The sequence below is a fragment of the Chengkuizengella axinellae genome (assembly GCF_030730905.1).
GTDB classification, from domain to species: domain Bacteria; phylum Bacillota; class Bacilli; order Paenibacillales; family KCTC-33759; genus Chengkuizengella; species Chengkuizengella axinellae.
The window spans coordinates 192,185-215,428 of sequence record NZ_JAVAMP010000003.1; the positions used below are offsets into that span (position 1 = coordinate 192,185).

Below are 23,244 nucleotides of genomic sequence, written 5' to 3' on the forward strand. Positions count from 1 at the left end.
AAATTATTTATGTTTCTAAAAAGTCAGATTTTTACATCTATAATTATTTAAACCCAAGAAACTGAAAGGACTTAAAGATATAATTTTTGGAGATGTTCTATTTATATAAATGTATCTTGGTTGTTCATTTGTAATGTTTTATACAATTGTGATATGATTGTACATATCTATAGATGAGGCAAGTGTTTCTTTGCTTAAAGGAAATGCTTTTTTTTTAGGGTAGAAAAGTTATTTGCTATCCAATTGATTAAAAAAATGAACCAAAAACAAAACTACAAGTAGTTTGATTTGTTTCTCATAAATTGTTGATGTTATTATCAATTTTTGGGACACTTTATTTGCTTAAGTTATTTGTTATTTTATTACAAAGGAGTTTGAACTAGTTTTGACAACATTTAATGATTTCCAGCTTGAACGATCAGTCATTCAAGCTATTCAAGATTTAGGGTTTGAGGAAGCAACACCGATTCAAGCCAGTACCATACCTGAGGCTTTAAGTGGGACCGATTTAATTGGCCAAGCGCAAACTGGAACTGGGAAAACAGCTGCATTTTCCATCCCATTAATTCAAAAAATTCAAAAAGAAGAGCAGAAAATTGTATCATTAATTATGGCTCCAACCAGAGAGCTTGCTATACAAGTTGCTGAAGAAATCAATAAGTTATCTAAATTTAAAGGTATTCGTTCGTTACCCATTTATGGTGGACAGGATATCGTAAAACAGATTCGTGCTTTAAAGAAAAAACCACAAATCATTATCGGTACACCTGGAAGGTTGTTAGACCATATTCGACGTAAGACGATTAAATTAAGTGATGTCCATACGGTTATTTTAGATGAAGCAGATGAAATGTTGGATATGGGTTTTATGGAGGATATACAGTCTATATTAAAATTGGTGCCTGAACAACGTCAAACGATGCTGTTTTCTGCAACAATGCCACCAAACATTAAAAAATTGGCGCAACAGTTTTTACAAGATCCAAAACACATCTCAGTTGCTCCCAAAAAAGTAAGCTCACCAAATATCTCGCAATATTATATAGAGCTTCATGAAAGACAAAAGTTCGATGCACTAGGTAGATTGCTTGATATGGAGTCACCTGATTTAGCAATTGTATTTGGCCGTACAAAACGTCGTGTTGATGAATTATCTGAAGCTCTCAAAAAGAGAGGATATCCAGCTGAAGGTTTACATGGAGATCTATCACAAAACCAACGCGATCAAGTGATGAGAAAATTTAGAGATGGAAGCATCGATGTATTAGTAGCCACAGATGTAGCAGCTCGTGGATTAGACGTCTCCGGTGTTACACATGTTATTAATTTTGATTTGCCACAGGATCCTGAAAGTTATGTTCACAGAATTGGTCGTACGGGTCGAGCAGGTAAGGAAGGGTCAGCTTGGACTTTTGTTACACCTAGAGAAACGGATCATCTTCACTTTATTGAAAAGGTTACAAGACATAAAATCTTTAAAAAGCCACTTCCAAGTATTTCAGAAGCTTTAGAAGGTAAACAGAAGGTAATGGCTGAGAGATTACTAAATGTACTTCAATCAAATGAGTTTGCTCAATATAAAGGGATTTCAATACAGTTATTGGAGGAGTATGATTCCGTAGATATATTGGCTGCAGCATTTAAATTGCTTACAGGTGATGATAAACAGGAAGTAAGAATTCAATTAACTCCTGAAGAACCAATACGTGGTAAGAAAAAAAGACAACCGTTTAGAAGACGTACGTCAGGATCTAACAGTGGCAGCGGATCTAAAGGTGGATATAAAAGCAATAGTTACAAAGGGAATAGTTACAAAGGTGGCAGTGGGTATAAAAACAGCAATTCAAATTCTAAAAGCTCACGTTCTGCACGATTTAATGAAAAAGGCGATAAGAAGCAATATCAAAAAGCAGGAAAACATGTTTAATAGTTAATACGATCTACAAGAATGCAAAATTTTCTTTATAATGGCTGTTGAGATCTTTCTCAATAGCCTTATTAACAATTTACGGATTTTTTGATTAAACTAATTGTCCAGCAGCTATCATATCTTTACTTTTATTACTTTTCAATCAGTAAGGTTAATTGATTTTATGTGAGGGGGGTCATATTATGGAATTTAATGGTGTTATGGGTGGTTTATATAGAATATCTGAATGGATCATGAGGTTTGCAGTTATTAATATTCTCTGGTTGATTTGTTCTATTCCTGTTATGTTCTTAGTACTAATTTCATTTCTTATGGAAGAATTGAGTCAAATTATTTTGAATCTGATTATTATAGGCATTGTTTCTCCATTCACATTATTTCCTGCTACGGCAGCTATGTTTGTTGTGGTACGAAAATGGCTAACGGGTGATGAAGATACCCCACTATTTAAAACTTATTTTAAAGGATTTAAAGAAAATTATGTACAAAGTATGTTAGGTGGTATTTTATATAATATTTTAATTACAGTGATGATTGTGAATATTAATTTTTATGATCAAATGGAGAATTTATCGCAATATTTAGCAGTAGTTATTCTAATTCTTCTAGTCTTGACGATTATTTCAATTTTTAATTATTTTTCATTAATGGTTCACCTTCATTTGAAATTTAGAATACTAATTAAAAACGCATTTCTCTTAACAATTGGAAAACCTTTCAATTCTTTGGGAGTAGCAGTGACAAATTTTCTCATTTTTTACATAAGCTTTGAATATTTCACATTTCTTATTTTTATTTTCACTGGAAGTTTAATGGCATTTTGTTCTTATTTTTATTTCAATGTACTTTTTAAAAAAATACAAAATTTAGAGGATGCCAGTGAGTAATTAGTTTGAATGATATATGAACAAGTTCATCCATGAACTAGTAATTGATTCCTTTAGGTTTACATTCTCTTTTGAAATGATATAATAAGGATACAACAAAATCCTGCGATGTACGTTTTGATTCTAAGTTGTTTTGAACCAATGACTGTTTCACGGGACTCCAATAAATAGTATGGCTGTCATGCCCCAATCCTGGGGACTTCAAAAATATTGTTGAGGAAACCCACCTGCGAGAGCGGGTTCATGAAACACAAGAATCGAACGGCATAAGCGGGTTTTTTTTAGGGAATGGTTGTAATTAAATCCCATAAATAACAAAAAATATAATACTGAATCATATATAGTTTAATCACTTTCTCTATGTTGCTGAATAAAACAAAACCAATTGGAGGTACTATATATGTATAACATTCGTAGAATTAGCTTCGTAGTATGTCTAAGTTTTACTCTTTTGTTCAGTCCATTATTATCATCTTATTCAAGTGCTTTTTCTGAACAAGTAATGGATTTAGGAGCCAAAGGTGAAGATGTGATTGAGTTACAAGAACGTTTAAGTTATATTGGCTTTTATAAAGGTGAAATTGATGGGATTTATGATTGGGAGTTGAAAAACTCAGTTATTTATTTTCAGAAAGAATTTGGATTAGAGCTTGTTGATGGTATAACTGGAGTAAAAACAAAAGAAATGCTGTTAAAAGCAACAGAGGAAAGTGCTGATAGTACACAAGTAAGCGGTCCTGAATTAGATACATCATTTAGCTCGCAAGATATTCAATATATGGCGCAAGCTGTATATGGCGAGGCTAGAGGGGAGTCATACGAAGGGAAGGTTGCTGTTGCTGCAGTTATTTTAAATCGTGTAGAGCACTCTGATTTTCCTGATACTGTTTCAGAAGTTATTTTTGAGTCAGGTGCATTTACTGCCGTAGATGACGGGCAAATGTGGCTGAGCCCAGATGCAGAAGCTTATCAAGCTGTATATGATGCGATTAATGGCTCGGATCCAACGAATGAAGCTATCTACTATTTTAATCCTGAAACAGCTACTAGCGACTGGATCTGGAGTCGTGAACAAGTGATTAAGATAGGAAATCACATATTTGCTATATAATTTAAAGCTTTTTCTTCGTTCTGAATTTTGATAAGATAATAGAAACAAGGAACGGAGGAAGAAATAGATGCTCAAAAGGAATTTAATAGGTTTGTTTAGAAGTTTCGAACAATCTGGGGATAAGGCTAAATATCCGGGGCTTGAAACTAGAATTTTTAAACAACCAAAAGATAAATTATGGGAAGAACTTATTTATGTTTTAAATAAGGAAAAATATAAAATTGTCCATGAAGTAAAAAGTGTTGGAGAAATAATTATAGAAAAAAGAACAGTAACAGGTAGGGTGCAAGACGTTACAATTACTTTATATGATATAAATCCTATCAAAACAGCAATAGATATTTATTCAGCATCTAGAGGAAGTATCGGGGATTTAGGTTCGAACTATCGTACGATATTAGAAATTTTCAAACTAATTGACCAGAAATTTGCGGAATATAAAGAATAGAGCGCACAGCTAGAGGTGATTAACTTCTAGCTTTTTTTTGTATGAAAATAAGGGGAAATGAGGGTCTTATTTCTCTGTTTTTATGCAACCTGGACTAAAACACTACAAATAAGACCAAAAATATTTCCCCTATTTTGAAAAATAAACTCATCAACAATAGCTATTTAAATTACAGTATTATCTAGTGTACTTAGTTTATAAATTTAAACTAGTTTCTTTACTGCTTCAATTGCTGTTTCATAATCTGGATGATCAGTCATTTCTTTTAAATACTCTACATATTGAATCGTATCGTTTTCATCAACTACAAAGATAGATCTCATGTCTAAACGAATCTCCTTGATTAGAACACCAAATGCTTGACCAAATGAATTAGTCTTATAGTCTGACAAAGTATCTACTTTATCAACACCTGCAGCACCACACCAACGAGCTTGCGCCATCGGAAGATCAGCACTGATTGTTAAGATAGCTACGTTCTCCCCTAAGTTAGCAGCTTCCTCATTAAAACGGCGTGTTTGAGCATCACATACTCCTGTATCAAGGGATGGCACAACACTAATTAATTTCACCTTCCCTGCAAAGTCTGAAAGTGAAACCTCTGTAAATAAATCTTTATTTACTTTGAAATCTGGTGCTTTATCTCCAACCTTTAATTCTGGTCCAATCAAGGTAAGTGGATTGCCTTTTACTGTTGCAACTCCTGTACGTTCTTGCGTCACAATCAATTCCTCCTTATAATATGTATAGTATACATCTTCTTAATTATAAACATTCTAAATTAGGTTTGTCCAATGAATTACAATATTAAATCAATTCAATACACGATTCTTTAAAAAATATATAAAAGGAGCAAAAAAATGATTTTTTTGCGATATGAAAGCTTTCGACAATATTTGAAATTTTATCCCATAACGGTAACTATATTAGGGTTAAACTTTATCGTTTATCTAATTACTGTATTCCTATCTTTATATTATTCTTATGGTTTAGTATTATATTTGTTAGGATCTTTAAGTTATAGTGCAGAGGGGTTTGAAATATGGCGAATATTTACTTCAATGTTCCTTCATGGTGGGTTTGATCACTTTTTGTTCAATGCTTTTTCCTTGTTTTTATTTGGTCCTCCACTAGAAAGAATGCTGGGTAAGGTTAAATATATTATTATTTATTTAGCTAGCGGTGTTTTTGGGAATATCATCAGTATTGCTGTATATGGTTCTAAGGTTAATTCAGTAGGGGCTTCAGGAGCCATTTATGGGTTGTTAGGTGCATATTTATTTATGGTTCTGTACCTTGGTCATAGAATAGATCCTCAATCAAGAACAACGATCATTGTCATTTTAACGATAGGGATTATTTATTCTTTTATAAGCCCAGGGATCAATATTTCTGCTCATTTAGGAGGATTATTCGCAGGATTTATTATTTTTTCCTTGATGATTAGGAGAAAATCTCAGTAAAAAATTATTAAATTTTATTAATTAAACTAACTATAATTGAATTATATTTTGGAGAGATTACATTGGAATTAAGACAATTAATATATTTTGTAAAAGTCGCAAAAAAACAACATGTAACAAAAGCTGCTGAAGAACTTCACGTTGCTCAATCTGCTGTCAGTCGGCAAATACATCAATTGGAAGAAGAGTTAGGTGTTAAGCTTTTCATTCCAAAAGGACGAAATTTACAGTTAACTCCCGCAGGAAAACTTTTTTTAAGGAGAATTGAATCCATCATCAGTCAGTTTGATAAAGCTGTACAAGAGGTCCATGAATTTATGGATCCTGAGCTAGGTGAGATAAGGTTAGGATTTCCACATAGTTTAGGTGTGGATTTTGTCCCTCTTTTAGTATCAAAATTCAAAAAAAGTCATCCAAATGTAAAATTTAGATTTAAGCAAGGAAAATACAATACATTAATTAAATCCTTAAAAATAGGAGATATTGATTTAGCATTAATTTCTCCTTTTCCAGAACATGATGAATTTGTTACAGGAGAGATATTATTAATTGAGGAGTTATTTGCGATACTTCCACAAGACCATGCCTTATCGAATGAAAAAGAGATTAGTTTAAGTAAATTAAAGGATGAGTCTTTTGTTCTGTTTAATGAAGAATATTCGTTGCGTACGATAGTATGGGATGCTTGTGAGAAGGCTGGATTTACACCTACCATTGGATTTGAAGGAGAGGAAACGGATACGATTAGAGGACTAGTTGCAGCAGGAATGGGTGTAAGCTTGTTACCTGACATGGCTTTAAAAAGCTGTTTAACTTCCTTGCAACCTGCTAAAATTAAAGTTACTGATCCAGTGGTGAATCGTTCCATTGGAATTATTCACCGAAAGGGTGAGAAACTTCCTCTTGTTGCGGACTTTTTTAAACGGTTTATTATAGAAAATTTTAAAAGCTCCATCTAAATTCTCGAAAAGTACATTATTGATTATCTCATAAAAAAGACCGCTCAAATTGAGCGGTTTTTTATAATCTTTTTTATAATTTATTATTCATCTCTGCTGTTAACTAAAATTAAAATATACTTAAGCAATTCCAATACGGCCATTGCCGCAGCTGCGACATAAGTTAAAGCTGCTGCATTTAACACTTTTGCAACGCCGCGCTCTTCTTGGTTACCAATGTAACCTTCAGAGACCATAATTTCTCTTGCTCTATTACTAGCATTAAATTCTACAGGCAATGTGACTAATTGAAAGGCAACAGCTAATGAAAAGAATATTACACCTGCTAAAATTAATCCTGTAGCTTCAAACAAAAATCCACCAATTAATAAAAATGGTGCAGCCCCAGAGGTAAAGTTTACTGCTGGGAACATTTTATGACGGAGTACAAGCATTGGATAATTAACACTATGCTGTATCGCGTGACCTACTTCGTGACAAGCTACTGATACTGCAGAGATGGATCTTTCATGATAAACAGGTTCTGAAAGTCGAACAACTCGTTTGATTGGATCATAGTGATCTGACAAAACACCTCTTACAGCTTCAACAGGTACATCGTATAACCCGTTTGCATCCAACATTTTCCTTGCAGCTTCGTATCCAGTTAAACCAGAGGAATTTGCTACTTTGCTCCACTTTTTAAAAGTTCCTTTTACTCTAAATTGAGCCCAAATCGTAACTCCAAATGCAATTAAAATGAGTACGTCCATATACCAATAAGTTAATGAAAAAAACATAATTTAAGCTTCCCTCCATTGTTGTAAATACGTATCCCTAAAGTAAAGAATAAGTACATTCCCAAAAAAGAAAATTAGTCTTAACACGCGCTATGAACAGTGGGTGTATAATTTTACCACATATCTGTGGTAGTTTTTTTGACATAACTTTACATTAATGGACCTTTGTTTAGAAGAAATAATAATGCTTCCATACATGCTGCAGTTTGTGGTGTAAGATGCTGATATATACTTTTTGCTTGATTTGGTTTTAAATTTTCTATTACAGGGCTTAATTCTTTTACATCTTTCTCAACCAGTTTTAGGTGATCTTGTAGTAAAGTTAGTTTTTCCTTGATCAACTTGTCTTCAGTGATTTTATCAAGTTGATCAAGTTTTTCCTTTATTTCTTCTAATGTATACTTTTCTTTCTTTAACTCTTCAATACGTTTCAAACGATCTAAAGTTTCATCATTATATAATCGATAATTGCTTTTTTCTAATCTTTTAATGGGATGTAAAAGACCAATTTTTGTATAATAATCTATTGTTCGTGAACTAACACCAGCTATATTGGACAATTCTCCGATTTTATAAAGTTTCATATCCCCATGTTATATCACCTCACATATAAAAAACTTCTTTTTAAAGTGAATCTTATGATTATTTCCTAATTTTACCTGAGGTATTGTAGCGCATTTCATATATAAATGATGAAATTAAATAATCAAATTACGGGTTGTTTAATTAAAGTTTTATAATGATATTGTTTTAAACAAATACTAAGCTGCAACATCCCATCACAATATGATAAGATTCACTTTTTGTGTATATCTTTATGATAATAAATAGAAACGATACAGTCAAACGTTATGCTCTAAGTATGTGGAGAGAAGAAAATAAAAAGTTATTTCACATGACTGATGAATGGAAAATATACCTAACTCAATGTGTTAGGTATATAAAAAAATAACTAAAAAACACGAACTATTATAAAGTGCAATGCAATTAACTTTCGCAATTAGATTAAAAAAATAAAAAAAAGTATTGTCAAAAATCTGTTATGCCTCTATAATGACATTAAGGTTATCAGAAGATGTTAACAATACTTACATCAAAAATGAGGAGTGATGATTAATGGATTTAACAACGATCGGTTTGAATTCAATCTGGCTAATGTTAGCAACGATCTTAGTCATTTTTATGCAGGGTGGATTTATCCTGTTAGAAGCAGGTTCAACAAGAATGAAAAATGCGGGACATGTTGCAGGTAAAACGATCTTTACATTCGGAATTGCAACACTAGTATTTTGGGCAGTGGGTTATGGTTTGATATATGGCGGAGATGGAAATGCATTTATTGGATGGGGAGATTTCTTCTTAAATCCAAATCCTGAAGCAGTTGATGGCGATGCATACCCTCAAACAATTGACTTTATGTTCCAACTTGCTTTTGCAGGTATTGCTTTAACAATTGCTTGGGGAGGTTTTGCTGAAAGAGGTAAGCTTGCAGCATACTTAATTTTCTCTGTATTATTTATTGCTTTAGTATATCCTGTTGTCGCTCACTGGATCTGGGGTGGCGGATGGTTATCCGAGCACGGAAAACAAGATTTTGCAGGATCAACGGTAGTTCATTTAACAGGTGCTATGGCAGCTTTAGCAGCAACGATTCTTTTAAAACCAAGAATTGGTAAATTTAATAAAGACGGTTCTGCAAATGAAATTCATGGACATAACCAAGTATTTACTGCATTAGGTGTTTTAATCCTATGGGTAGGTTGGTTCGGTTTTAATGCTGGTAGTACTTTAGAAGTTGGAAAAGCGTTCTTCGGATACGTTGCTTTAAATACTCAATTAGCTGCGGGTGCTGGTGCAATAGCTGCATTATTAATTGCATGGGCTATTACTGGAAAAGCAGATGTTCCAACAATGTTAAATGGAGCATTAGCAGGTTTAGTTGCCATTACTGCGTCTTGTGCGTTCGTAGATCCATGGGCAGCAGTAGTCATTGGTATCATTGCTGGTTTATTAGTCTTTGGAAGCATGAAGTTCTTTGAAAAGTTAAAAATTGATGATCCAATCTTTGCATTATCAGTGCATGGTGTAGCTGGAGTATGGGGAACCATTTCCACAGGATTATTTGCTACAGAAACACTTGCTGTTCAAACATTAGATTGGGGTAAACCTGGTTTATTCTATGGTGGTGGATTTGAGCAATTAGGAGTTCAAGTGATGGGTGTTGTAACATCTGGACTATTCGCTTTCGTAGCTTCTTTCATCATCCTAGCAATTATGAAAGCTGTTATGGGATTACGTGTTACTGAAGAGCAAGAAATTATCGGTTTAGACTTAAGTGAACATGGCAGCTATGGTTACCCAGAGCAAATCAAACAAACAAACAACTAAAAACAAACGAAATAATTTGTTGAAATAGTAAGAAAAGATGAAGCACTGACTTGATTAATAATATGTAATTGTAAGAAACCAGGGGGATGGAGACATGAATTTTTCATTGGATGAATTTAATAAAAAAATATCTAATGCTGAAAGCTTTAAACAGTTAGGTGAAGAAAGAGATAAATTCAATGAAATGATTCAGGATCTCCACACCTCTATTGAGCAGATTAAAGAGATCAACCAGATTCATGATTTATTTATCCAGAGGACCATAACCTTGTCTGAAACAACATTAAGGGGCAGAGGCTTTGGTCCTCCTCCTGTTTCATATGATTTTATTTTATTTGGAAGCGGGGGAAGACAAGAGCAAACACTTTGGAGTGATCAAGACAATGGAATCGTATATGAAAATCCAAACAATGAGCACAAAGAGAAAGTAAAGTCCTATTTTAAAGAACTAGCAATTACTATTGAACATGGGCTTGAGAGAGCAGGTTATCCACCGTGTGAAGGGAATGTGATTAGTACAAACCCTCTATGGAATAAACCGCTTGATGATTGGTATTTTAAAATGAATGAATGGTTTGAGGATCCTCATTGGGAACATGTAAGATATTTGTTGATTTTAGCAGATAGCAGAAGTGTTTACGGGCAAGGTATATTAATTAACAAAATTAAAACACGTTATTTCAGCGAAGTAGCTTCTTTATCACCACGTATTTTAGAAAAAATGCTGCACAATACCTTACGTCATAAAATCTTGCTTGGTGTATTTGGGCATTTAATTAAAGAACAATATGGGGAAGAAGCGGGAGGTCTAGATATTAAATATGGTGCTTATATTCCAATGGTGAATGGGATTCGGTTATTATCTATTGAAGCTGGATTATTTGAAACTTCCACTTTAGAACGTATCCATAAACTAAAGCTTATGAATCTAATTCCTGAGCGTTATGCAGCTGAATATGAAAAAGCATTCTCGAACATCTTTAAGTTAAGATATAGAACGTTATATAAAAAGGAAAATGGAATGTATACCTCCAATGGTATTTTGAAAGCGAAACAATTGACAAAAGAACAGCGTGAGGAATTAAAAAGCAGTTTGAAGATCGCAAATAAATTACAGAAATATATAAAGAAGAAAATTGATTCATCAAGATAACTGGGGGATAGAAATATGAAGGAGAATAAACCTGGATTAGGCAGAATGTGGAGCTTATATAAAAAAGGTGGGATTACACCAGCTGTGTCTTCAATGTTCAACAATCAAAATGCGCAGCAGATGGCATTTATTCGTTCTGTCATGAAAAATCAACGCAAAAAAGCGATTTCTGAAATGCCTTTAAACCAATTGGAAGTCGTTGTTTTTGACTTGGAAACTACTGGTTTTTCCCCGAATCAAGGTGATGAGATCATTTCTATAGGTGCAGTATTAGTGGAAGGAACAGAAGTGATAAAGAAAAAAAAGTTCTACACCGTCACGAATCCAAAAAGAGAGATCCCTGAAAATATTGTTAAATTAACTGGGATAACAAATGAAATGGCATTAAAAGGTGCGGAGCTTATCGAAGCACTGCATAATTTTTTAGGTTTTGTGAATAAAAGAGTACTTCTAGCTCATGGAACAGGTCATGATAAACAATTTTTAAATTCTGCACTTTGGAAAACCTCAAGAATCAGACTCTCACATCGAGTCCTGGATACGATGATCATTGGGAAGTGGCTGCATCCTGAAGTTCAAAATTACGATTTAGATACATTGTTGAATATTTACGATATTCCCATTTCAAATAGACATCATGCTTTAGAGGATTCATTAATGACAGCTCAATTGTGGACAAATTTTTTAGAGAAAATTTTGAAAAAAAATATTTTTACTTTAGGTGATTTATATGCTTATTTAAGTAAATAAACTTCAACTGATCGTTTTCTCTGGTCTAATTAAAAAGAACACAAGAATCAAAGTAATTGAGGATAGACTAGTTACTGTGATAAATACAAGCTGGTGAGATACACTCATTAACCAACTAAATAAAGGTGGACCGAATGCAACGCCAAAAAATCGTAAGCTGCTGTATAACGAGGTTATCATGCCACGTTCTTTTCTAGAAACAGAGCCTGTGATTAATGTGTTGATACAAGGTAAAACTAGACCAGTACCAATACTGCTTAATGTAATGAGGGTAATAAACAAGTAAATATTTTTATAATAGAAGATGGTAAATGATAGTGAAATTACAGAGATCATAAGTCCAATATTCAATAACCATCGTATGACAACTCCATTTTTTTTAATTTTACTTCCAGTAATATACGAAGTGAAAACCATTCCTAATAAAGGGATTGCTAAAATAAATCCTTTTAACACCCCATCTATAGAATACGGTTTATTCTCTAATAAATCTGATAAATAAAACAGAACTCCAAATAAAATGAATAAAGCTAAGGAACCAACAAAGAAAGATGTGACTAACCAACGGCCTTTCTTTTTTAGTATGACAACAATTTTTTTTAAGTAAGGTTTTAATTTCATAGGTTTCTTTTTCTTTTTCGGTTCTTTTATGAAAAATATGACCGCTAATAAAGAAATGAGACAAAAAACAGGAAAAGCAAAAAAGGCCGCATACCATATAATAAATGCTAGTAATGATCCAATGATCGGACTAAGGACTTTACCAGTACCATTGGCAGCTTCAATCAGTCCTAAAGCTTTGCTTTCCATTCCTCCTTTAAATAAATCACCCACTAATGCCATAGCGATAGGAGCGGTTCCTGCTGCCCCTAAACCTTGAATAATACGTGCAATTAAAATTAAACCAAAGGAATGCCACACAGCTGCAAAACCTGCTAAAACACCTCCTAACCCGTATACAATCAAAGAAGGAATGATGATTGATTTTCTATTAAAACGATCAGATAAGTAACCTAATACAGGGATGAATAATCCAGCAGATATAGAAAATAAGGTGATAGTTAGACTAGTTTGAAATTGACTTATGTTCATAATACGCTGCATATCAGGAAGAACAGGAATAATCATAGAATTACCTAAAACTAAAACAATGGGAACAGAAGATAATGTCATATATAAAAGCAAATTTCCTTTGTTACGTTCAGCGTGTTTTCTATCAGTCTTAGCACTTTTTTTATGAATAGGGAAAGAATCTATATCACTCTCGAAAAAAATCTGTAGTTTCTTTTTTTTTGTTTTAAACATTTGATGCCTCCTTGTCATGGATGTTTATTATGGACACTTATTAATGTTCCCGCATAAGTCATCAACATACGTTATAAAAATGTTGACAACAAATTAGTTTATATACTAAACTAATTTTATGAATAGAAAAAACATGGAACCATCAAACAGAAATATAGAAATGGGAAGTCGTCATTTAGGACGTTTATTTATGCAATTTAAACAACTTGAACGACATCCTCGTGTATTTGGTGAGGCTGGTCCGTTAACACCAAGTGAAATTCATACTATAGATGCGATTAGCTGTGAAAGTGGCATTCTTATGAGTGAGTTGGCTGCTAGACTTAGTGTGACAAAAGGCGCTGTATCACAAATTGTGAAAAAGCTTGAATCCAAACAGCTTGTTCAAAGGACCCCTCATCCAGAGGATTCTAGGGCAGTAATGATTTCTTTGACTGAAAAAGGAATAATTGCATTCCAAGCGCATCGCGAATTACATCAAAATTTTTATAAAGAACTTAGTGATCAATTAAACCAAGATGAAATTCAAATATTTGAGAAATGCATTCAGAAGTTGACTGAGCTATTAAAAAAAGAATAATAAAGAAAACCTTGCTTTCAGAGGGAGTTTTTATATCTCCCGCTGAAAGTTAGATGACCTTATCAGGTGAAATTATGCTGTTTATTTCCCCCTTGAAGAAGAGGGAGTCTTATAGCATAAGAAAGTGATAAATTTTTTTGAAATTTTAGTTTAGTATCTATACTAGTTTGAGGTATACCGATGTTTGATATAATATAAAAATTTTGCAACTTAAAGCGGGGGTGAGATATGAAATTTTTTTGATTATTTAGTTTAGAATCTAAATTACTTTGCTGAAATTGGATCAAAGGGAGAGGAGGGATTAAAGTTGAAGTCATACTTTAAAAAGTTTCAAAAAAAATCAGTACCAAGCATGAATAATGAAATTATTTTGTTTTTGAGTGTTGGGTTTTTAGCAGAATCATTAATTGGCAGTGGATTTGCGAAACAAATGGAATTATGGATGTCCTCTTTATTTGACCTTTCATTTCTATTATTTGTTTTCATCATATTGCTATCTATCATCATTACAACATTTATTGGGATACACCCTTTAATTATGGTTATGGTGCTAGTCACTCAGTTTGATCCTACGGTTTTCCTTATGAAAAAAGAAATTTTTGCGTTATTACTGATGGTCGGTTGGTCCATGGCAGTATTATTAAGTCCTGTTACTTCTTTTAATATGTTAGTAAGCGGGACTGTCAAGGAAAAGGGAACTACGATAGGATTACGATGGAATGGAGGGTACATTGGGATTATTTTAATTACAAGTATTTCATATATTTATGTATTGCATTTATTCACTACTTAGGACAAAGATTTTTTTAAAACATATAGTTTAGTAACTAAATAAATTAATTTTCGGAGGTTTGAATTGTGAAAGATAAAATTATAGTAATAGGCGGATATGGACAAGTGGGTCAGATTATTAGCAAGGATCTTGGGGAGCTTTTCCCTGGAAAGGTTTTTGCAGCCGGAAGAAGTTATAGGAAAGCTAAAGAGTTTTGCGATTTGAGTAAAGGAAATGTGCAGCCACTTCAAGTTAATGTGAATGAAAATTTTTTATCAGATCATATGTTGAAAGAAACATTAGTAGTTGTTATGTGCTTAGATCAACAAAACACGCAATTTATGGAAAGGTGCTTTCAACATCATATTCATTATGTGGACATCACAGCTTCTTATGAATTTTTAACAAAAGTAAGAAACATTAAGTTAGAAAGAAGTCCATTGCAATCTAGTGCAGTTTTAAGTGTTGGATTAGCGCCAGGACTGACGAATATGCTAGTCAAGCATACTATTGAGCAAATGGATGAAGTGAACTCCGCTGATATTTACATTATGATGGGTGTGGGAGATCAGCATGGGAAAGCAGGGATTAAATGGATGATCAATAACTTGGATTCTGAATTCCCTGTAATTGAAAATGGAGTGGAAAAACAGGTGAGAAGTTTTGAAAATGGATTAAAAACTGAATTCCCTAATCATTTAGGACATAGAAAAGCTTTTCGTTTTAACTTTACAGATCAACATGTATTACCACATACGTTAGGCATTGGATCAGTATCTACTAGACTTTGCTTTGATTCCATTGTCTTGACAAATCTTATAGCATTGTTTAAAAAAGTGGGGGTCTTCCGTTTACTTAAGATACGTTTTTTACATCAAATTACACTTGCTCTGTTCGAAAAGCTGAGTTTTGGTGGTGATATTTGGGTCATTAAAGTGAAAGCAGAAGGGTATATAAATAGTAAGAAAGCAATTATAGAAACTTCTCTACATGGACATAAGGAATCCTTCATTACAGGAAAAGTAGCTGGATTTGTCGCAAAGGAACTGTATATGAACAAATATCCACAAGGAATCTTTCATATTGAGGAGTTGTTTCAACCAAAAGAACTGTTTAAATCATTAAGATCTTACATGAAATTAGAATCTATATAATTCGAATAAAAAGAAGCTGAAGAAAGTACTAATACTCTCTTCAGCTTCTCAACATTAACGTTTCACTTCTCTATTTGTATAAAGTGTATAGATCCATGTAAATTTGAAGCTAACCTGATAGTATTTGAATCACCTTTGTAAGTAATTTAATGGTTGATCAGTCCTAATTTTTTTTGTTGGTTGTTTTCTTCAGAAGTTGTTCTATTTTTTCCAATTAAACCATAACGGATGCTGTCGACTAAAGCTTGCCAGCTAGCTTCTATAATATTTTCAGAAACCCCAACTGTACTCCAAGTATTCTCAAAATCAGATGATTCAATAAGCACACGCACTTTTGCTGCTGTAGCGTCTTTTTCATCAATAACTCTTACCTTGTAATCAGATAAGTGCATGTTTTTTATTTCAGGATAAAATTTCTCAAGTGCTCTTCTGAGTGCATTGTCTAATGCATTTACAGGACCTGTTCCTTCTGCTGCCATATAAACGAGTTCTCCGTGTACATTCAGTTTTACAATTGCCTCTGATGCCACAGGACGATCTTTAGATTTAGCTACTAATATTTTAAATGATTCTAATGTAAAAATTTCCTCTAACTCTCCAAAAGCTTTGCGTAACAATAATTCCAATGATGCGTCAGCACCTTCAAATTGATATCCTTGATGCTCCAATGTTTTTATATCATCAATGATTTTTTTCGCTTGTGCAGACTCTTTGTCAAAATCAAGATTCAATTCTTCTGCTTTAAAGATAACGTTGCTTTGACCAGCTAATTCAGATACCAATACTCTTTGTTTATTGCCTACAAGCTCAGGAACGATATGCTCATATGTTTTTGGGTGTTTCATAATGGCAGAAACATGAATTCCCCCTTTATGTGCAAAAGCTGCGGCACCCACATAAGGTTGATTCACGGGCATATTTATATTGGCAATTTCACTGACATATCGAGATACATTAGTGAGCTGCGACAATTGTTCATCTGTAATACATTGATAGTTTAGTTTTAATTGCAAGTTAGGAATGATTGAAATTAGATTGGCATTGCCACATCGTTCCCCCAAACCATTCATTGTTCCTTGAACCTGTCTAGCACCTGCTTTTACAGCAGCTAAGGAATTAGCAACAGCCAACTCACAATCGTTATGTGTATGAATCCCTACAGAAGTAGATACCGCAGTACATACTTTTCTAACGATTTCAAAAATCTCACTTGGCATTGAACCACCGTTTGTATCGCATAAAACGATCCAATCTGCCCCTGCATCTTCTGCTTTTTGAATTGTAGCAAGCGCATATTCAGGATTGTTTTTATATCCATCAAAGAAATGCTCTGCATCATAAATGACTTCAAGACCTTTGCTTTTTAAATACTTAATAGAATCATATATCATCTCTAGATTTTCTTCTAATGTAGTTTGAATTGCTTTATGCACATGAAAATCCCAAGATTTACCGAATATAGTAGCAACAGAAACTTGCGTTTCCAAAATACGATTTAAATTGATATCTTCTTCTGCTTTGATTCCTTTACGGCGTGTACTTCCAAAAGCTGTAACCTTTGCGTTTTTTAAATCTAGTTCTTTGACCCTGTTGAAAAACTCAATATCCTTGTGATTGCTACCTGGCCATCCGCCTTCTATATAGTGAACACCTAACGTGTCTAACTTTCCGGCAATTTTAATTTTATCCTCTACAGATAAGCTGATTCCTTCTCCTTGAGTACCATCACGAAGAGTAGTATCAAAAAGTTTAACTACGTTTGTCATCGGAGTCCTCCTCTGTTTTACGTTCATAATTACATAATTATAACACTTTTTTTCTTTGTTTTCCCCAAAAAATGCACTCTAAAATTGATAATTTATCTTCTTTAAAGGTAGGACTTCACTTTTTGGGACGTATTATGTAAAATTGTAATGTTAATAAAACTTAAATAAATTTAAATAACATAGTGGAGGATTATAAAGATGTCAACAAAACCATCAAGAACTTTAGACCCAGTACCTAACCCGCATCCTGATCGAGAGTATGTGGTAGAAATTAAATGTCCAGAATTCACAGCATTATGTCCAGTAACAGGTCAACCTGACTTTGCTACGATTACATTTAAATATGTCCCTGGACCATCCATTGTAGAATTAAAATCTTTGAAGTTATATATTTGGAGCTTTCGTGATGAAGGTCATTTTCATGAAGATGTAACAAATACAATGTTAAAAGACTTTGTAAAAATGATTCAGCCAAGAAAACTTGAAGTAATTGGAGAATTTGGTGTACGCGGAGGCATTTATACAACCGTAAAAGCGGATTATGAAGAAGGTAAATAATTATTATCCTAAACAAGGGAGGGTGATCCTCCATGTGGATATGAATGCTTTTTATTGTTCGGTGCATGAAGCAGAGGAACCTGATTTGTATAAAGGAAAGCCGATTGCTGTTTCAGGTAGTACTGAAATGAGAAAAGGAATTATTGTTACTTCTTCTTATCCAGCCCGTAAAAGAGGCATAAAAACAGGGATGAATGTACGAGAAGCACTAAGGATTTGTCCTGAGTTAATTTTGATTCGTCCCAATTTCAATTTATATCGAACGTATTCTCTTCAGTTTATGGATATGGCTCGGAACTATTCACCTTTGGTCCAGGTTATGTCCATAGATGAATGTTTTGTAGATATTACAGGCTCAAAAAAGTTTGGAACACCTCTAGAAATTGCAAATACCTTGCAAAAGAGAATTCAATCTGAATTAGGCCTTCCTTGTTCTATAGGTATTGCACCTAATAAATTGTTAGCCAAAATGGCATCAGATATGAAGAAGCCAAATGGAATAACAGTCCTGAGATTAAGAGATGTTCCTCAAATATTATGGGGTAAACCATGCGTAGAATTATATGGAATTGGCGAAAAAACTGCAAAAAAACTTGAAAAAATAAACATATATACGATAGGACAATTAGCTGTATCAAATAAAGATAAATTGTCTAGGACCTTTGGCATTCAAGGTCCTCTTTTAATCAAAGCAGCAAATGGATTGGATGAGTCGCCTGTAAATCCAGAACGAGGGCAAAATAAATCAGTGGGGCATACAACAACACTCCCATTTGACTATACTAAGGAAGAAGACATTAAACGTGTATTTTTAAATTTAGCAGACCAAGTAACTAGAAGGCTGCGAAAAAAAGAGCTTATTTCCAACACGGTTCAAATCACGATACGTGATCCTAAGATGAAAACCATTACACGCTCCAGTACACTTGCGCAATCAACAGATCAATTAGAAACTGTGTTTAAAGAAGCTTTTCGACTTTTCCAAAATCATTGGAAAGAAAGTGCTCCTGTTCGATTGCTGGGTATTACTTTGCAAAACTTATCCTCTAAGGAAGAATCTCCACAACAATTAGATTTGTTTGAATATGATACTGCACCTACTAAAGAAGAACTTATCAAAACAATGGATCAAATTCGAAATAAATATGGGGAAGATTCTTTGTTGACTGCGGGTATGTTGGGACAGGATCCATCTTCTGCCATTCGAGATCATAAACATCGAGGTACTTCACTACAAACTGATTTTTTAGATGCTTCAGATCATGAGCAGGATGATGAATAAATATGAACTAGAAACTTTTCTTTATTAACGTTATTATGAATTATTATAATAAGGGCACAATAATTTATGGGAAATGAATTGAACTTTCCATAAAATTATATTATATTTGTAATGGAAAGCAATATCTTGGACTTTTTATATAAAGGGAGATGAAATCATGGCAAAATTTACTTATGTCGATAAAGAAACATGTATAGCATGTGGAGCTTGCGGTGCGACTGCGCCTGATATTTATGATTATGATGATGAGGGTTTAGCAGAAGTAATTTATGAAGAAGACAACAACAAAGGTGTAAAAGAAATTCCAGAAGACCTTCATGATGATATGCAAGATGCAGCGGATGGTTGTCCAACAGATTCCATTCAAATTGCTGACGATCCATTTAATAATTAATGAATAAAAACCTCTTCAAAAGAAGGGGTTTTTTATTGAATAAATAAATTGTGAAATAATTCACAATATGTTTCGAATATGAAATTCCCATTGAAAGAAAGGTTCACTTTATAGTATATTCAAGATCACATAAAGGGTGGAGGGAAATTATGTTGTATCAAAAAATAGTCAAGCCTGTATTTTTTAAAATGGATCCAGAAAAAGCGCATCATGTGACGATGGACGGAATGAGGATGGCAAATAAAATTCCTGGTGCTCTTTCTATATTAAATGCTTTATATGGCGTTCCTGAAAAGGAAGAACTTTCTCAAAGGTTATGGAATATAAAATTCTCAAATCCAGTTGGACTAGCTGCAGGTTTAGATAAAAATGCAATAGCAGTTCAAGGGTTTTCATCTATAGGTTTTGGCTTTATGGAGGTAGGTACAGTAACCCCTAAAGCACAACCTGGAAATGAACAGCCAAGATTATTTAGATTGCCGCAAGACGAAGCTTTGATTAATCGAATGGGTTTCAATAATGAAGGTGCAGATTCAATGGCACATCACTTACAAAAAGTGTATACTAAAAAAGTACCTATTGCGGTGAATATTGGGAAAAACAAAATAACACCAAATGAAGATGCTGTAAGGGATTATCAAGCCTGTATTAAGCGTTTGTATACCTATGGAGATTTTTTCGTTGTAAATATCAGTTCCCCAAATACCCCAAACTTAAGAGAACTGCAGCATGGTGATGAATTAAATCAATTGTTACAAGCTGTGATGGATGAGATGAAAGCACAACACGAAAAATATGGGAAAGATTCAAAGCCAGTTTTAGTAAAAATTGCTCCAGATTTAAGTGACCAAGAACTTGAAATGACAATTAAAAGTATTGTGAATCATCATATTTCTGGTGTGATCGCAACAAATACTACGGTGTCTCGTGAAGGTTTATCTCACCCTCATGCAAAAGAAACTGGGGGATTAAGTGGAAAAAATTTACTACATCCTTCTACTGAAATTATTCGTAAAATTTATAAAATATCTGAGGGTAAAATTCCAATCATTGGATCTGGAGGTATCTTCACAGCAGAAGATGCGTATGAGAAAATACGAGCGGGTGCAAGTTTGGTTGAAATTTACACGTCTTTAATATACAAAGGGCCTTCTGTTGTTCGTGAAATAAATGCCGGTTTATTAAATTTATTGAAAAGAGATGGATACAAGCATATATCTGAAGCAGTAGGCGCAGAACATAAATAATAATAAATATTTATCAAGATATACATGATGAAAACCTCCTCTTCTTTAAGAGGGAGATAACAGCCTGCGAATAAGAATTACATCCCTGCTTAAACTACCATGTCCATGTGGTAATAGCAGGATCAGTGCATCCGGCACTAGTCTAAAAAAAGTCACTTCCTGTGACTAACGATGCATCAGTACTTCCTGTACTAGTCTAATTTTCAGTTGTGAAAACCTACTGAAAATTAGATTCTCTTTATTGTTCAGACTGTTAATATGGGATAAATGGAGGTATCATATGGATGGAAGAGATTGGAGAAAGTTTTTATACCCTTATGAACAATCTGTGGATGAACTAAAAGTTAAATTTAAATCTTTACGAACAGAATTGAAACAATTAGATGAGTTTTCACCAATAGAATTTGTTACAGGCAGAGTGAAAAAAGTTTCTAGCATTTTAGAAAAAGCTAAAAAGCTGAATGTTTCTATGGATCACTTAGAAACGGGAATTGAGGATATTGCTGGTATTCGCATTATGTGTCAATTTGTAGAAGATATTGAGAGGGTTGTAGAGTTGATTCGTGAACGACAAGATATGGAAGTTGTCTACGAAAAAGACTATGTAAATAATAATAAACCTAGCGGATATCGAAGTTATCATGTTATTGTAGAATATCCTGTACAAACAGCTTTAGGTGTAAAACGGGTTTTAGCAGAAATTCAGATTCGAACGCTGGCTATGAACTTCTGGGCTACGATAGAGCATTCTCTAAATTATAAGTATAAAGAAAAACTTCCGAGAGAGGTTCTATCAAGACTGAAAAAAGCGGCTGAAGCTGCTTTTAAACTAGATGAAGAAATGTCCAGCATTCGGGATGAAATTGTGGATGCACAAAAAGATTTTGCTACTAAATCAGATCTTGTTTATAAAGTGCTAAGTGATATACAAGTCTTATTTTTCTATAGAAGAGTGAAAGAAGCTGCATCTTATCAACTGCGTTTCAATGAGATTTGGGAAGAAGAGGATTACCAAAGCATGTGGCTGCTTTCTGAAGAAATTCAACAAGCTCTGTCCTTAGCGAAAGGAGATCATCCTTAATAGTGAGTATTTACGATTCTTTATATGTTGAGTATGTATACTATTTTAATATTGATCGTGATTATTTTGAATGTCATGAAGTTTTAGAAGAACTGTGGTTAAATGAAGGCAGGTCTCCAATATATCAAGGACTATTACAAGTTGCTGTAGCTTTGCATCATTTCAGCAACAATAATATTACCGGTGGAGTTAAGTTGTTTACTCTCGCATTAGAAAAGCTGGAAGCGAATAGAAATCTTGCTGATGATCTTGGGATCGATTTAGATAAGTTAATTTATGATAGTACAGTTTATTTAAACAAACTGAAGCGATATAAAGATCATCCATTTCCATTTTACGATTTGGATATCAGAATCATAGATGCTGTTTTGGCTGAGGAGGTAAATGATCTTATTCAGAATCCACCTTCCAAGCATGATGAAGAGGACATGGATTGAAGTTAAACTGCATACATAAGTTTATATTAAAGGACTGTCTGAATTTTTATTCGGACGGTTTTTTTATAAGGATTTGAAAACAATCCGGGCTTTTGTTCAAAGAATAAATAAAGTCTCCCTCACATTAGTTTCATTGGAAGGGAGACTTAGCTTTATTTGTATTCAGTTAAAAACTGTGTATACATATTTGCAACTACATCATCAGCAATTCCGCCATGGATTAAATCTTTTTGTTGCCCATTTTCAAAATAAACTACAGTTGGTGTAGAATCAATGTAATCCCAGCCTTGTTCAAACTCCAACACATTGTACTGGAATAACTCTACACCAACCTCTTCAGCTATAGGGTTTAATAAAGGTGTAGTATATTGGCAATGTGGACATGTAGGTGAAAAGAAATATACAAAGAATCCTTCGCCACTATCCTTTTTTTGTTCAAATTCATCAGGTAGAATGATGTTTTGATAATTCTCATCTTTTAATTGTTTTTTTGTTTCTGAGTCTAAATTTTTAGCAGCAGTTTGGTACAGTCTTTCCGCATCTTCTTCGTACTTTGCATTCGCCTGGCTTTCAGATAGTTGATTTACAATAACAAATGCTACTATTAAAGCTATTGCAATAGATGAATAAATAATTAATTTCTTCATAAAACACCTCTATTTTAGTTTCGTAAAGTTACCACGATGAATATGCTGTAGACTCCCTCTTCTTCAAGGGGAAGATTACAGCATAATCTCCCTGATAAGGTCATCTAACTTTCAATGAGAGTTATAAAACTACCCCTGAAACCAAGATTCTCT

The 23,244-nt window shown here is 33.6% G+C and carries 24 protein-coding genes and 1 other RNA gene; 19 read left to right on the forward strand and 6 right to left on the reverse strand.

Translation table 11 applies throughout. The features are described 5' to 3' along the window. The first annotated feature begins 385 nt into the window (after nt 1-385). From cshA to Q5Y73_RS10510, 5 genes are all read left to right on the forward strand, one after another. On the forward strand, nt 386-1,927 hold the full coding sequence (cshA, locus tag Q5Y73_RS10490; protein WP_305991843.1) for a degradosome RNA helicase CshA: 1,542 nt from the start codon (nt 386-388) through the stop codon (nt 1,925-1,927). A gap of 185 nt (nt 1,928-2,112) precedes the next feature. After that, entirely contained in the window at nt 2,113-2,817 is a 705-nt protein-coding gene (locus Q5Y73_RS10495; protein WP_305991844.1) for a YesL family protein, read from the forward strand. A 97-nt stretch (nt 2,818-2,914) separates the two neighbouring features. After that, nucleotides 2,915-3,098, forward strand: a non-coding RNA gene (gene ssrS, locus Q5Y73_RS10500) — 6S RNA. 119 nt (nt 3,099-3,217) lie between these two features. Beyond that, nucleotides 3,218-3,928, forward strand: a complete 711-nt coding sequence (gene sleB, locus Q5Y73_RS10505; protein WP_305991845.1) for a spore cortex-lytic enzyme — start codon at nt 3,218-3,220, stop codon at nt 3,926-3,928. A gap of 67 nt (nt 3,929-3,995) precedes the next feature. After that, the gene (locus Q5Y73_RS10510) at nt 3,996-4,376 is read left to right on the forward strand and encodes a DUF1499 domain-containing protein (protein ID WP_305991846.1); all 381 of its coding nucleotides are present in this window, start codon (nt 3,996-3,998) and stop codon (nt 4,374-4,376) included. A gap of 203 nt (nt 4,377-4,579) precedes the next feature. On the opposite strand, the gene tpx is transcribed toward Q5Y73_RS10510, so the two are convergent. Next, nucleotides 4,580-5,098 (reverse strand): thiol peroxidase, encoded by a 519-nt coding sequence (gene tpx / locus Q5Y73_RS10515; protein ID WP_305991847.1) that lies wholly within the window; start codon nt 5,096-5,098, stop codon nt 4,580-4,582. A gap of 138 nt (nt 5,099-5,236) precedes the next feature. Here tpx and Q5Y73_RS10520 point away from each other — a divergent pair, with 138 nt between their 5' ends. Then, on the forward strand, nt 5,237-5,839 hold the full coding sequence (locus tag Q5Y73_RS10520) for a rhomboid family intramembrane serine protease (RefSeq protein WP_305991848.1): 603 nt from the start codon (nt 5,237-5,239) through the stop codon (nt 5,837-5,839). 62 nt (nt 5,840-5,901) lie between these two features. Next, nucleotides 5,902-6,798 (forward strand): glutamate biosynthesis transcriptional regulator GltC, encoded by an 897-nt coding sequence (gltC, locus tag Q5Y73_RS10525; protein ID WP_305991849.1) that lies wholly within the window; start codon nt 5,902-5,904, stop codon nt 6,796-6,798. 83 nt (nt 6,799-6,881) lie between these two features. On the opposite strand, the gene Q5Y73_RS10530 is transcribed toward gltC, so the two are convergent. Both Q5Y73_RS10530 and Q5Y73_RS10535 read right to left on the reverse strand, forming a co-directional pair. Then, complete coding sequence (locus tag Q5Y73_RS10530; RefSeq protein WP_305991850.1) at nt 6,882-7,577, reverse strand: zinc metallopeptidase; 696 nt, start codon at nt 7,575-7,577, stop codon at nt 6,882-6,884. 149 nt (nt 7,578-7,726) lie between these two features. Next, nucleotides 7,727-8,161 (reverse strand): MerR family transcriptional regulator, encoded by a 435-nt coding sequence (locus tag Q5Y73_RS10535; protein ID WP_305991851.1) that lies wholly within the window; start codon nt 8,159-8,161, stop codon nt 7,727-7,729. A gap of 532 nt (nt 8,162-8,693) precedes the next feature. Here Q5Y73_RS10535 and Q5Y73_RS10540 point away from each other — a divergent pair. The 3 genes from Q5Y73_RS10540 (at nt 8,694) to Q5Y73_RS10550 (ending at nt 11,868) form a co-directional block, all read left to right on the forward strand. After that, complete coding sequence (locus Q5Y73_RS10540) at nt 8,694-9,965, forward strand: ammonium transporter (RefSeq protein WP_305991852.1); 1,272 nt, start codon at nt 8,694-8,696, stop codon at nt 9,963-9,965. 94 nt (nt 9,966-10,059) lie between these two features. Continuing rightward, on the forward strand, nt 10,060-11,118 hold the full coding sequence (locus Q5Y73_RS10545) for a DUF294 nucleotidyltransferase-like domain-containing protein (RefSeq protein WP_305991853.1): 1,059 nt from the start codon (nt 10,060-10,062) through the stop codon (nt 11,116-11,118). Nucleotides 11,119-11,133: 15 nt separating this feature from the next. Beyond that, on the forward strand, nt 11,134-11,868 hold the full coding sequence (locus tag Q5Y73_RS10550; protein WP_305991854.1) for an exonuclease domain-containing protein: 735 nt from the start codon (nt 11,134-11,136) through the stop codon (nt 11,866-11,868). Between the two features lie 3 nt (nt 11,869-11,871). On the opposite strand, the gene Q5Y73_RS10555 is transcribed toward Q5Y73_RS10550, so the two are convergent. Further along, nucleotides 11,872-13,173 carry an MFS transporter gene (locus Q5Y73_RS10555; RefSeq protein ID WP_305991855.1) on the reverse strand — a complete coding sequence of 434 codons (1,302 nt, stop codon included), beginning with the start codon at nt 13,171-13,173 and terminating at the stop codon, nt 11,872-11,874. Between the two features lie 133 nt (nt 13,174-13,306). Here Q5Y73_RS10555 and Q5Y73_RS10560 point away from each other — a divergent pair, with 133 nt between their 5' ends. The 3 genes from Q5Y73_RS10560 (at nt 13,307) to Q5Y73_RS10570 (ending at nt 15,679) form a co-directional block, all read left to right on the forward strand. Further along, complete coding sequence (locus Q5Y73_RS10560) at nt 13,307-13,753, forward strand: MarR family winged helix-turn-helix transcriptional regulator (protein ID WP_305991856.1); 447 nt, start codon at nt 13,307-13,309, stop codon at nt 13,751-13,753. Nucleotides 13,754-14,060: 307 nt separating this feature from the next. Then, nucleotides 14,061-14,546: a hypothetical protein gene (locus tag Q5Y73_RS10565; RefSeq protein WP_305991857.1), complete on the forward strand. Its 486-nt coding sequence runs from the start codon at nt 14,061-14,063 to the stop codon at nt 14,544-14,546. A gap of 65 nt (nt 14,547-14,611) precedes the next feature. After that, entirely contained in the window at nt 14,612-15,679 is a 1,068-nt protein-coding gene (locus Q5Y73_RS10570; RefSeq protein ID WP_305991858.1) for a saccharopine dehydrogenase family protein, read from the forward strand. A gap of 146 nt (nt 15,680-15,825) precedes the next feature. Here the strand turns inward: Q5Y73_RS10570 and cimA are convergent, their stop codons facing one another. Continuing rightward, the gene (cimA, locus tag Q5Y73_RS10575) at nt 15,826-17,445 is read right to left on the reverse strand and encodes a citramalate synthase (RefSeq protein WP_305991859.1); all 1,620 of its coding nucleotides are present in this window, start codon (nt 17,443-17,445) and stop codon (nt 15,826-15,828) included. A gap of 198 nt (nt 17,446-17,643) precedes the next feature. Between cimA and queF the strand changes: the two genes are divergently transcribed. The 6 genes from queF to Q5Y73_RS10605 all read left to right on the forward strand — a co-directional run bounded on the left by queF (nt 17,644) and on the right by Q5Y73_RS10605 (nt 22,444). Continuing rightward, on the forward strand, nt 17,644-18,003 hold the full coding sequence (queF, locus tag Q5Y73_RS10580) for a preQ(1) synthase (protein WP_305991860.1): 360 nt from the start codon (nt 17,644-17,646) through the stop codon (nt 18,001-18,003). Next, complete coding sequence (locus Q5Y73_RS10585) at nt 17,987-19,285, forward strand: DNA polymerase IV (protein WP_305991861.1); 1,299 nt, start codon at nt 17,987-17,989, stop codon at nt 19,283-19,285. The genes queF and Q5Y73_RS10585 overlap by 17 nt, the downstream gene beginning before the upstream one ends. Before the next feature lie 157 nt (nt 19,286-19,442). After that, entirely contained in the window at nt 19,443-19,679 is a 237-nt protein-coding gene (locus Q5Y73_RS10590) for a ferredoxin (protein ID WP_305991862.1), read from the forward strand. A gap of 149 nt (nt 19,680-19,828) precedes the next feature. Then, on the forward strand, nt 19,829-20,926 hold the full coding sequence (locus Q5Y73_RS10595) for a quinone-dependent dihydroorotate dehydrogenase (RefSeq protein WP_305991863.1): 1,098 nt from the start codon (nt 19,829-19,831) through the stop codon (nt 20,924-20,926). Between the two features lie 280 nt (nt 20,927-21,206). Further along, entirely contained in the window at nt 21,207-22,007 is an 801-nt protein-coding gene (gene yjbM / locus Q5Y73_RS10600) for a GTP diphosphokinase (protein ID WP_305991864.1), read from the forward strand. Nucleotides 22,008-22,009: 2 nt separating this feature from the next. Then, entirely contained in the window at nt 22,010-22,444 is a 435-nt protein-coding gene (locus Q5Y73_RS10605) for a DUF309 domain-containing protein (RefSeq protein WP_305991865.1), read from the forward strand. Nucleotides 22,445-22,596: 152 nt separating this feature from the next. Here Q5Y73_RS10605 and Q5Y73_RS10610 read toward each other — a convergent pair whose 3' ends face one another. After that, nucleotides 22,597-23,091, reverse strand: a complete 495-nt coding sequence (locus Q5Y73_RS10610) for a thioredoxin family protein (RefSeq protein WP_305991866.1) — start codon at nt 23,089-23,091, stop codon at nt 22,597-22,599. Nucleotides 23,092-23,244 lie beyond the last annotated feature (153 nt).

Coding starts and splice junctions, on each gene's coding strand:
- Q5Y73_RS10585 (WP_305991861.1), top strand. CDS start 17,987: ATGAAGAAGGTAAATAATTATTATCCTAAACAAGGGAGGGTGATCCTC.
- Q5Y73_RS10495 (WP_305991844.1), top strand. CDS start 2,113: ATGGAATTTAATGGTGTTATGGGTGGTTTATATAGAATATCTGAATGG.
- sleB (WP_305991845.1), top strand. CDS start 3,218: ATGTATAACATTCGTAGAATTAGCTTCGTAGTATGTCTAAGTTTTACT.
- Q5Y73_RS10560 (WP_305991856.1), top strand. CDS start 13,307: ATGGAACCATCAAACAGAAATATAGAAATGGGAAGTCGTCATTTAGGA.
- Q5Y73_RS10545 (WP_305991853.1), top strand. CDS start 10,060: ATGAATTTTTCATTGGATGAATTTAATAAAAAAATATCTAATGCTGAA.
- Q5Y73_RS10555 (WP_305991855.1), bottom strand. CDS start 13,173: ATGTTTAAAACAAAAAAAAAGAAACTACAGATTTTTTTCGAGAGTGAT.
- Q5Y73_RS10595 (WP_305991863.1), top strand. CDS start 19,829: ATGTTGTATCAAAAAATAGTCAAGCCTGTATTTTTTAAAATGGATCCA.
- Q5Y73_RS10510 (WP_305991846.1), top strand. CDS start 3,996: ATGCTCAAAAGGAATTTAATAGGTTTGTTTAGAAGTTTCGAACAATCT.
- yjbM (WP_305991864.1), top strand. CDS start 21,207: ATGGATGGAAGAGATTGGAGAAAGTTTTTATACCCTTATGAACAATCT.
- Q5Y73_RS10520 (WP_305991848.1), top strand. CDS start 5,237: ATGATTTTTTTGCGATATGAAAGCTTTCGACAATATTTGAAATTTTAT.
- cimA (WP_305991859.1), bottom strand. CDS start 17,445: ATGACAAACGTAGTTAAACTTTTTGATACTACTCTTCGTGATGGTACT.
- Q5Y73_RS10550 (WP_305991854.1), top strand. CDS start 11,134: ATGAAGGAGAATAAACCTGGATTAGGCAGAATGTGGAGCTTATATAAA.
- Q5Y73_RS10610 (WP_305991866.1), bottom strand. CDS start 23,091: ATGAAGAAATTAATTATTTATTCATCTATTGCAATAGCTTTAATAGTA.
- Q5Y73_RS10590 (WP_305991862.1), top strand. CDS start 19,443: ATGGCAAAATTTACTTATGTCGATAAAGAAACATGTATAGCATGTGGA.
- queF (WP_305991860.1), top strand. CDS start 17,644: ATGTCAACAAAACCATCAAGAACTTTAGACCCAGTACCTAACCCGCAT.
- Q5Y73_RS10535 (WP_305991851.1), bottom strand. CDS start 8,161: ATGAAACTTTATAAAATCGGAGAATTGTCCAATATAGCTGGTGTTAGT.
- Q5Y73_RS10530 (WP_305991850.1), bottom strand. CDS start 7,577: ATGTTTTTTTCATTAACTTATTGGTATATGGACGTACTCATTTTAATT.
- Q5Y73_RS10540 (WP_305991852.1), top strand. CDS start 8,694: ATGGATTTAACAACGATCGGTTTGAATTCAATCTGGCTAATGTTAGCA.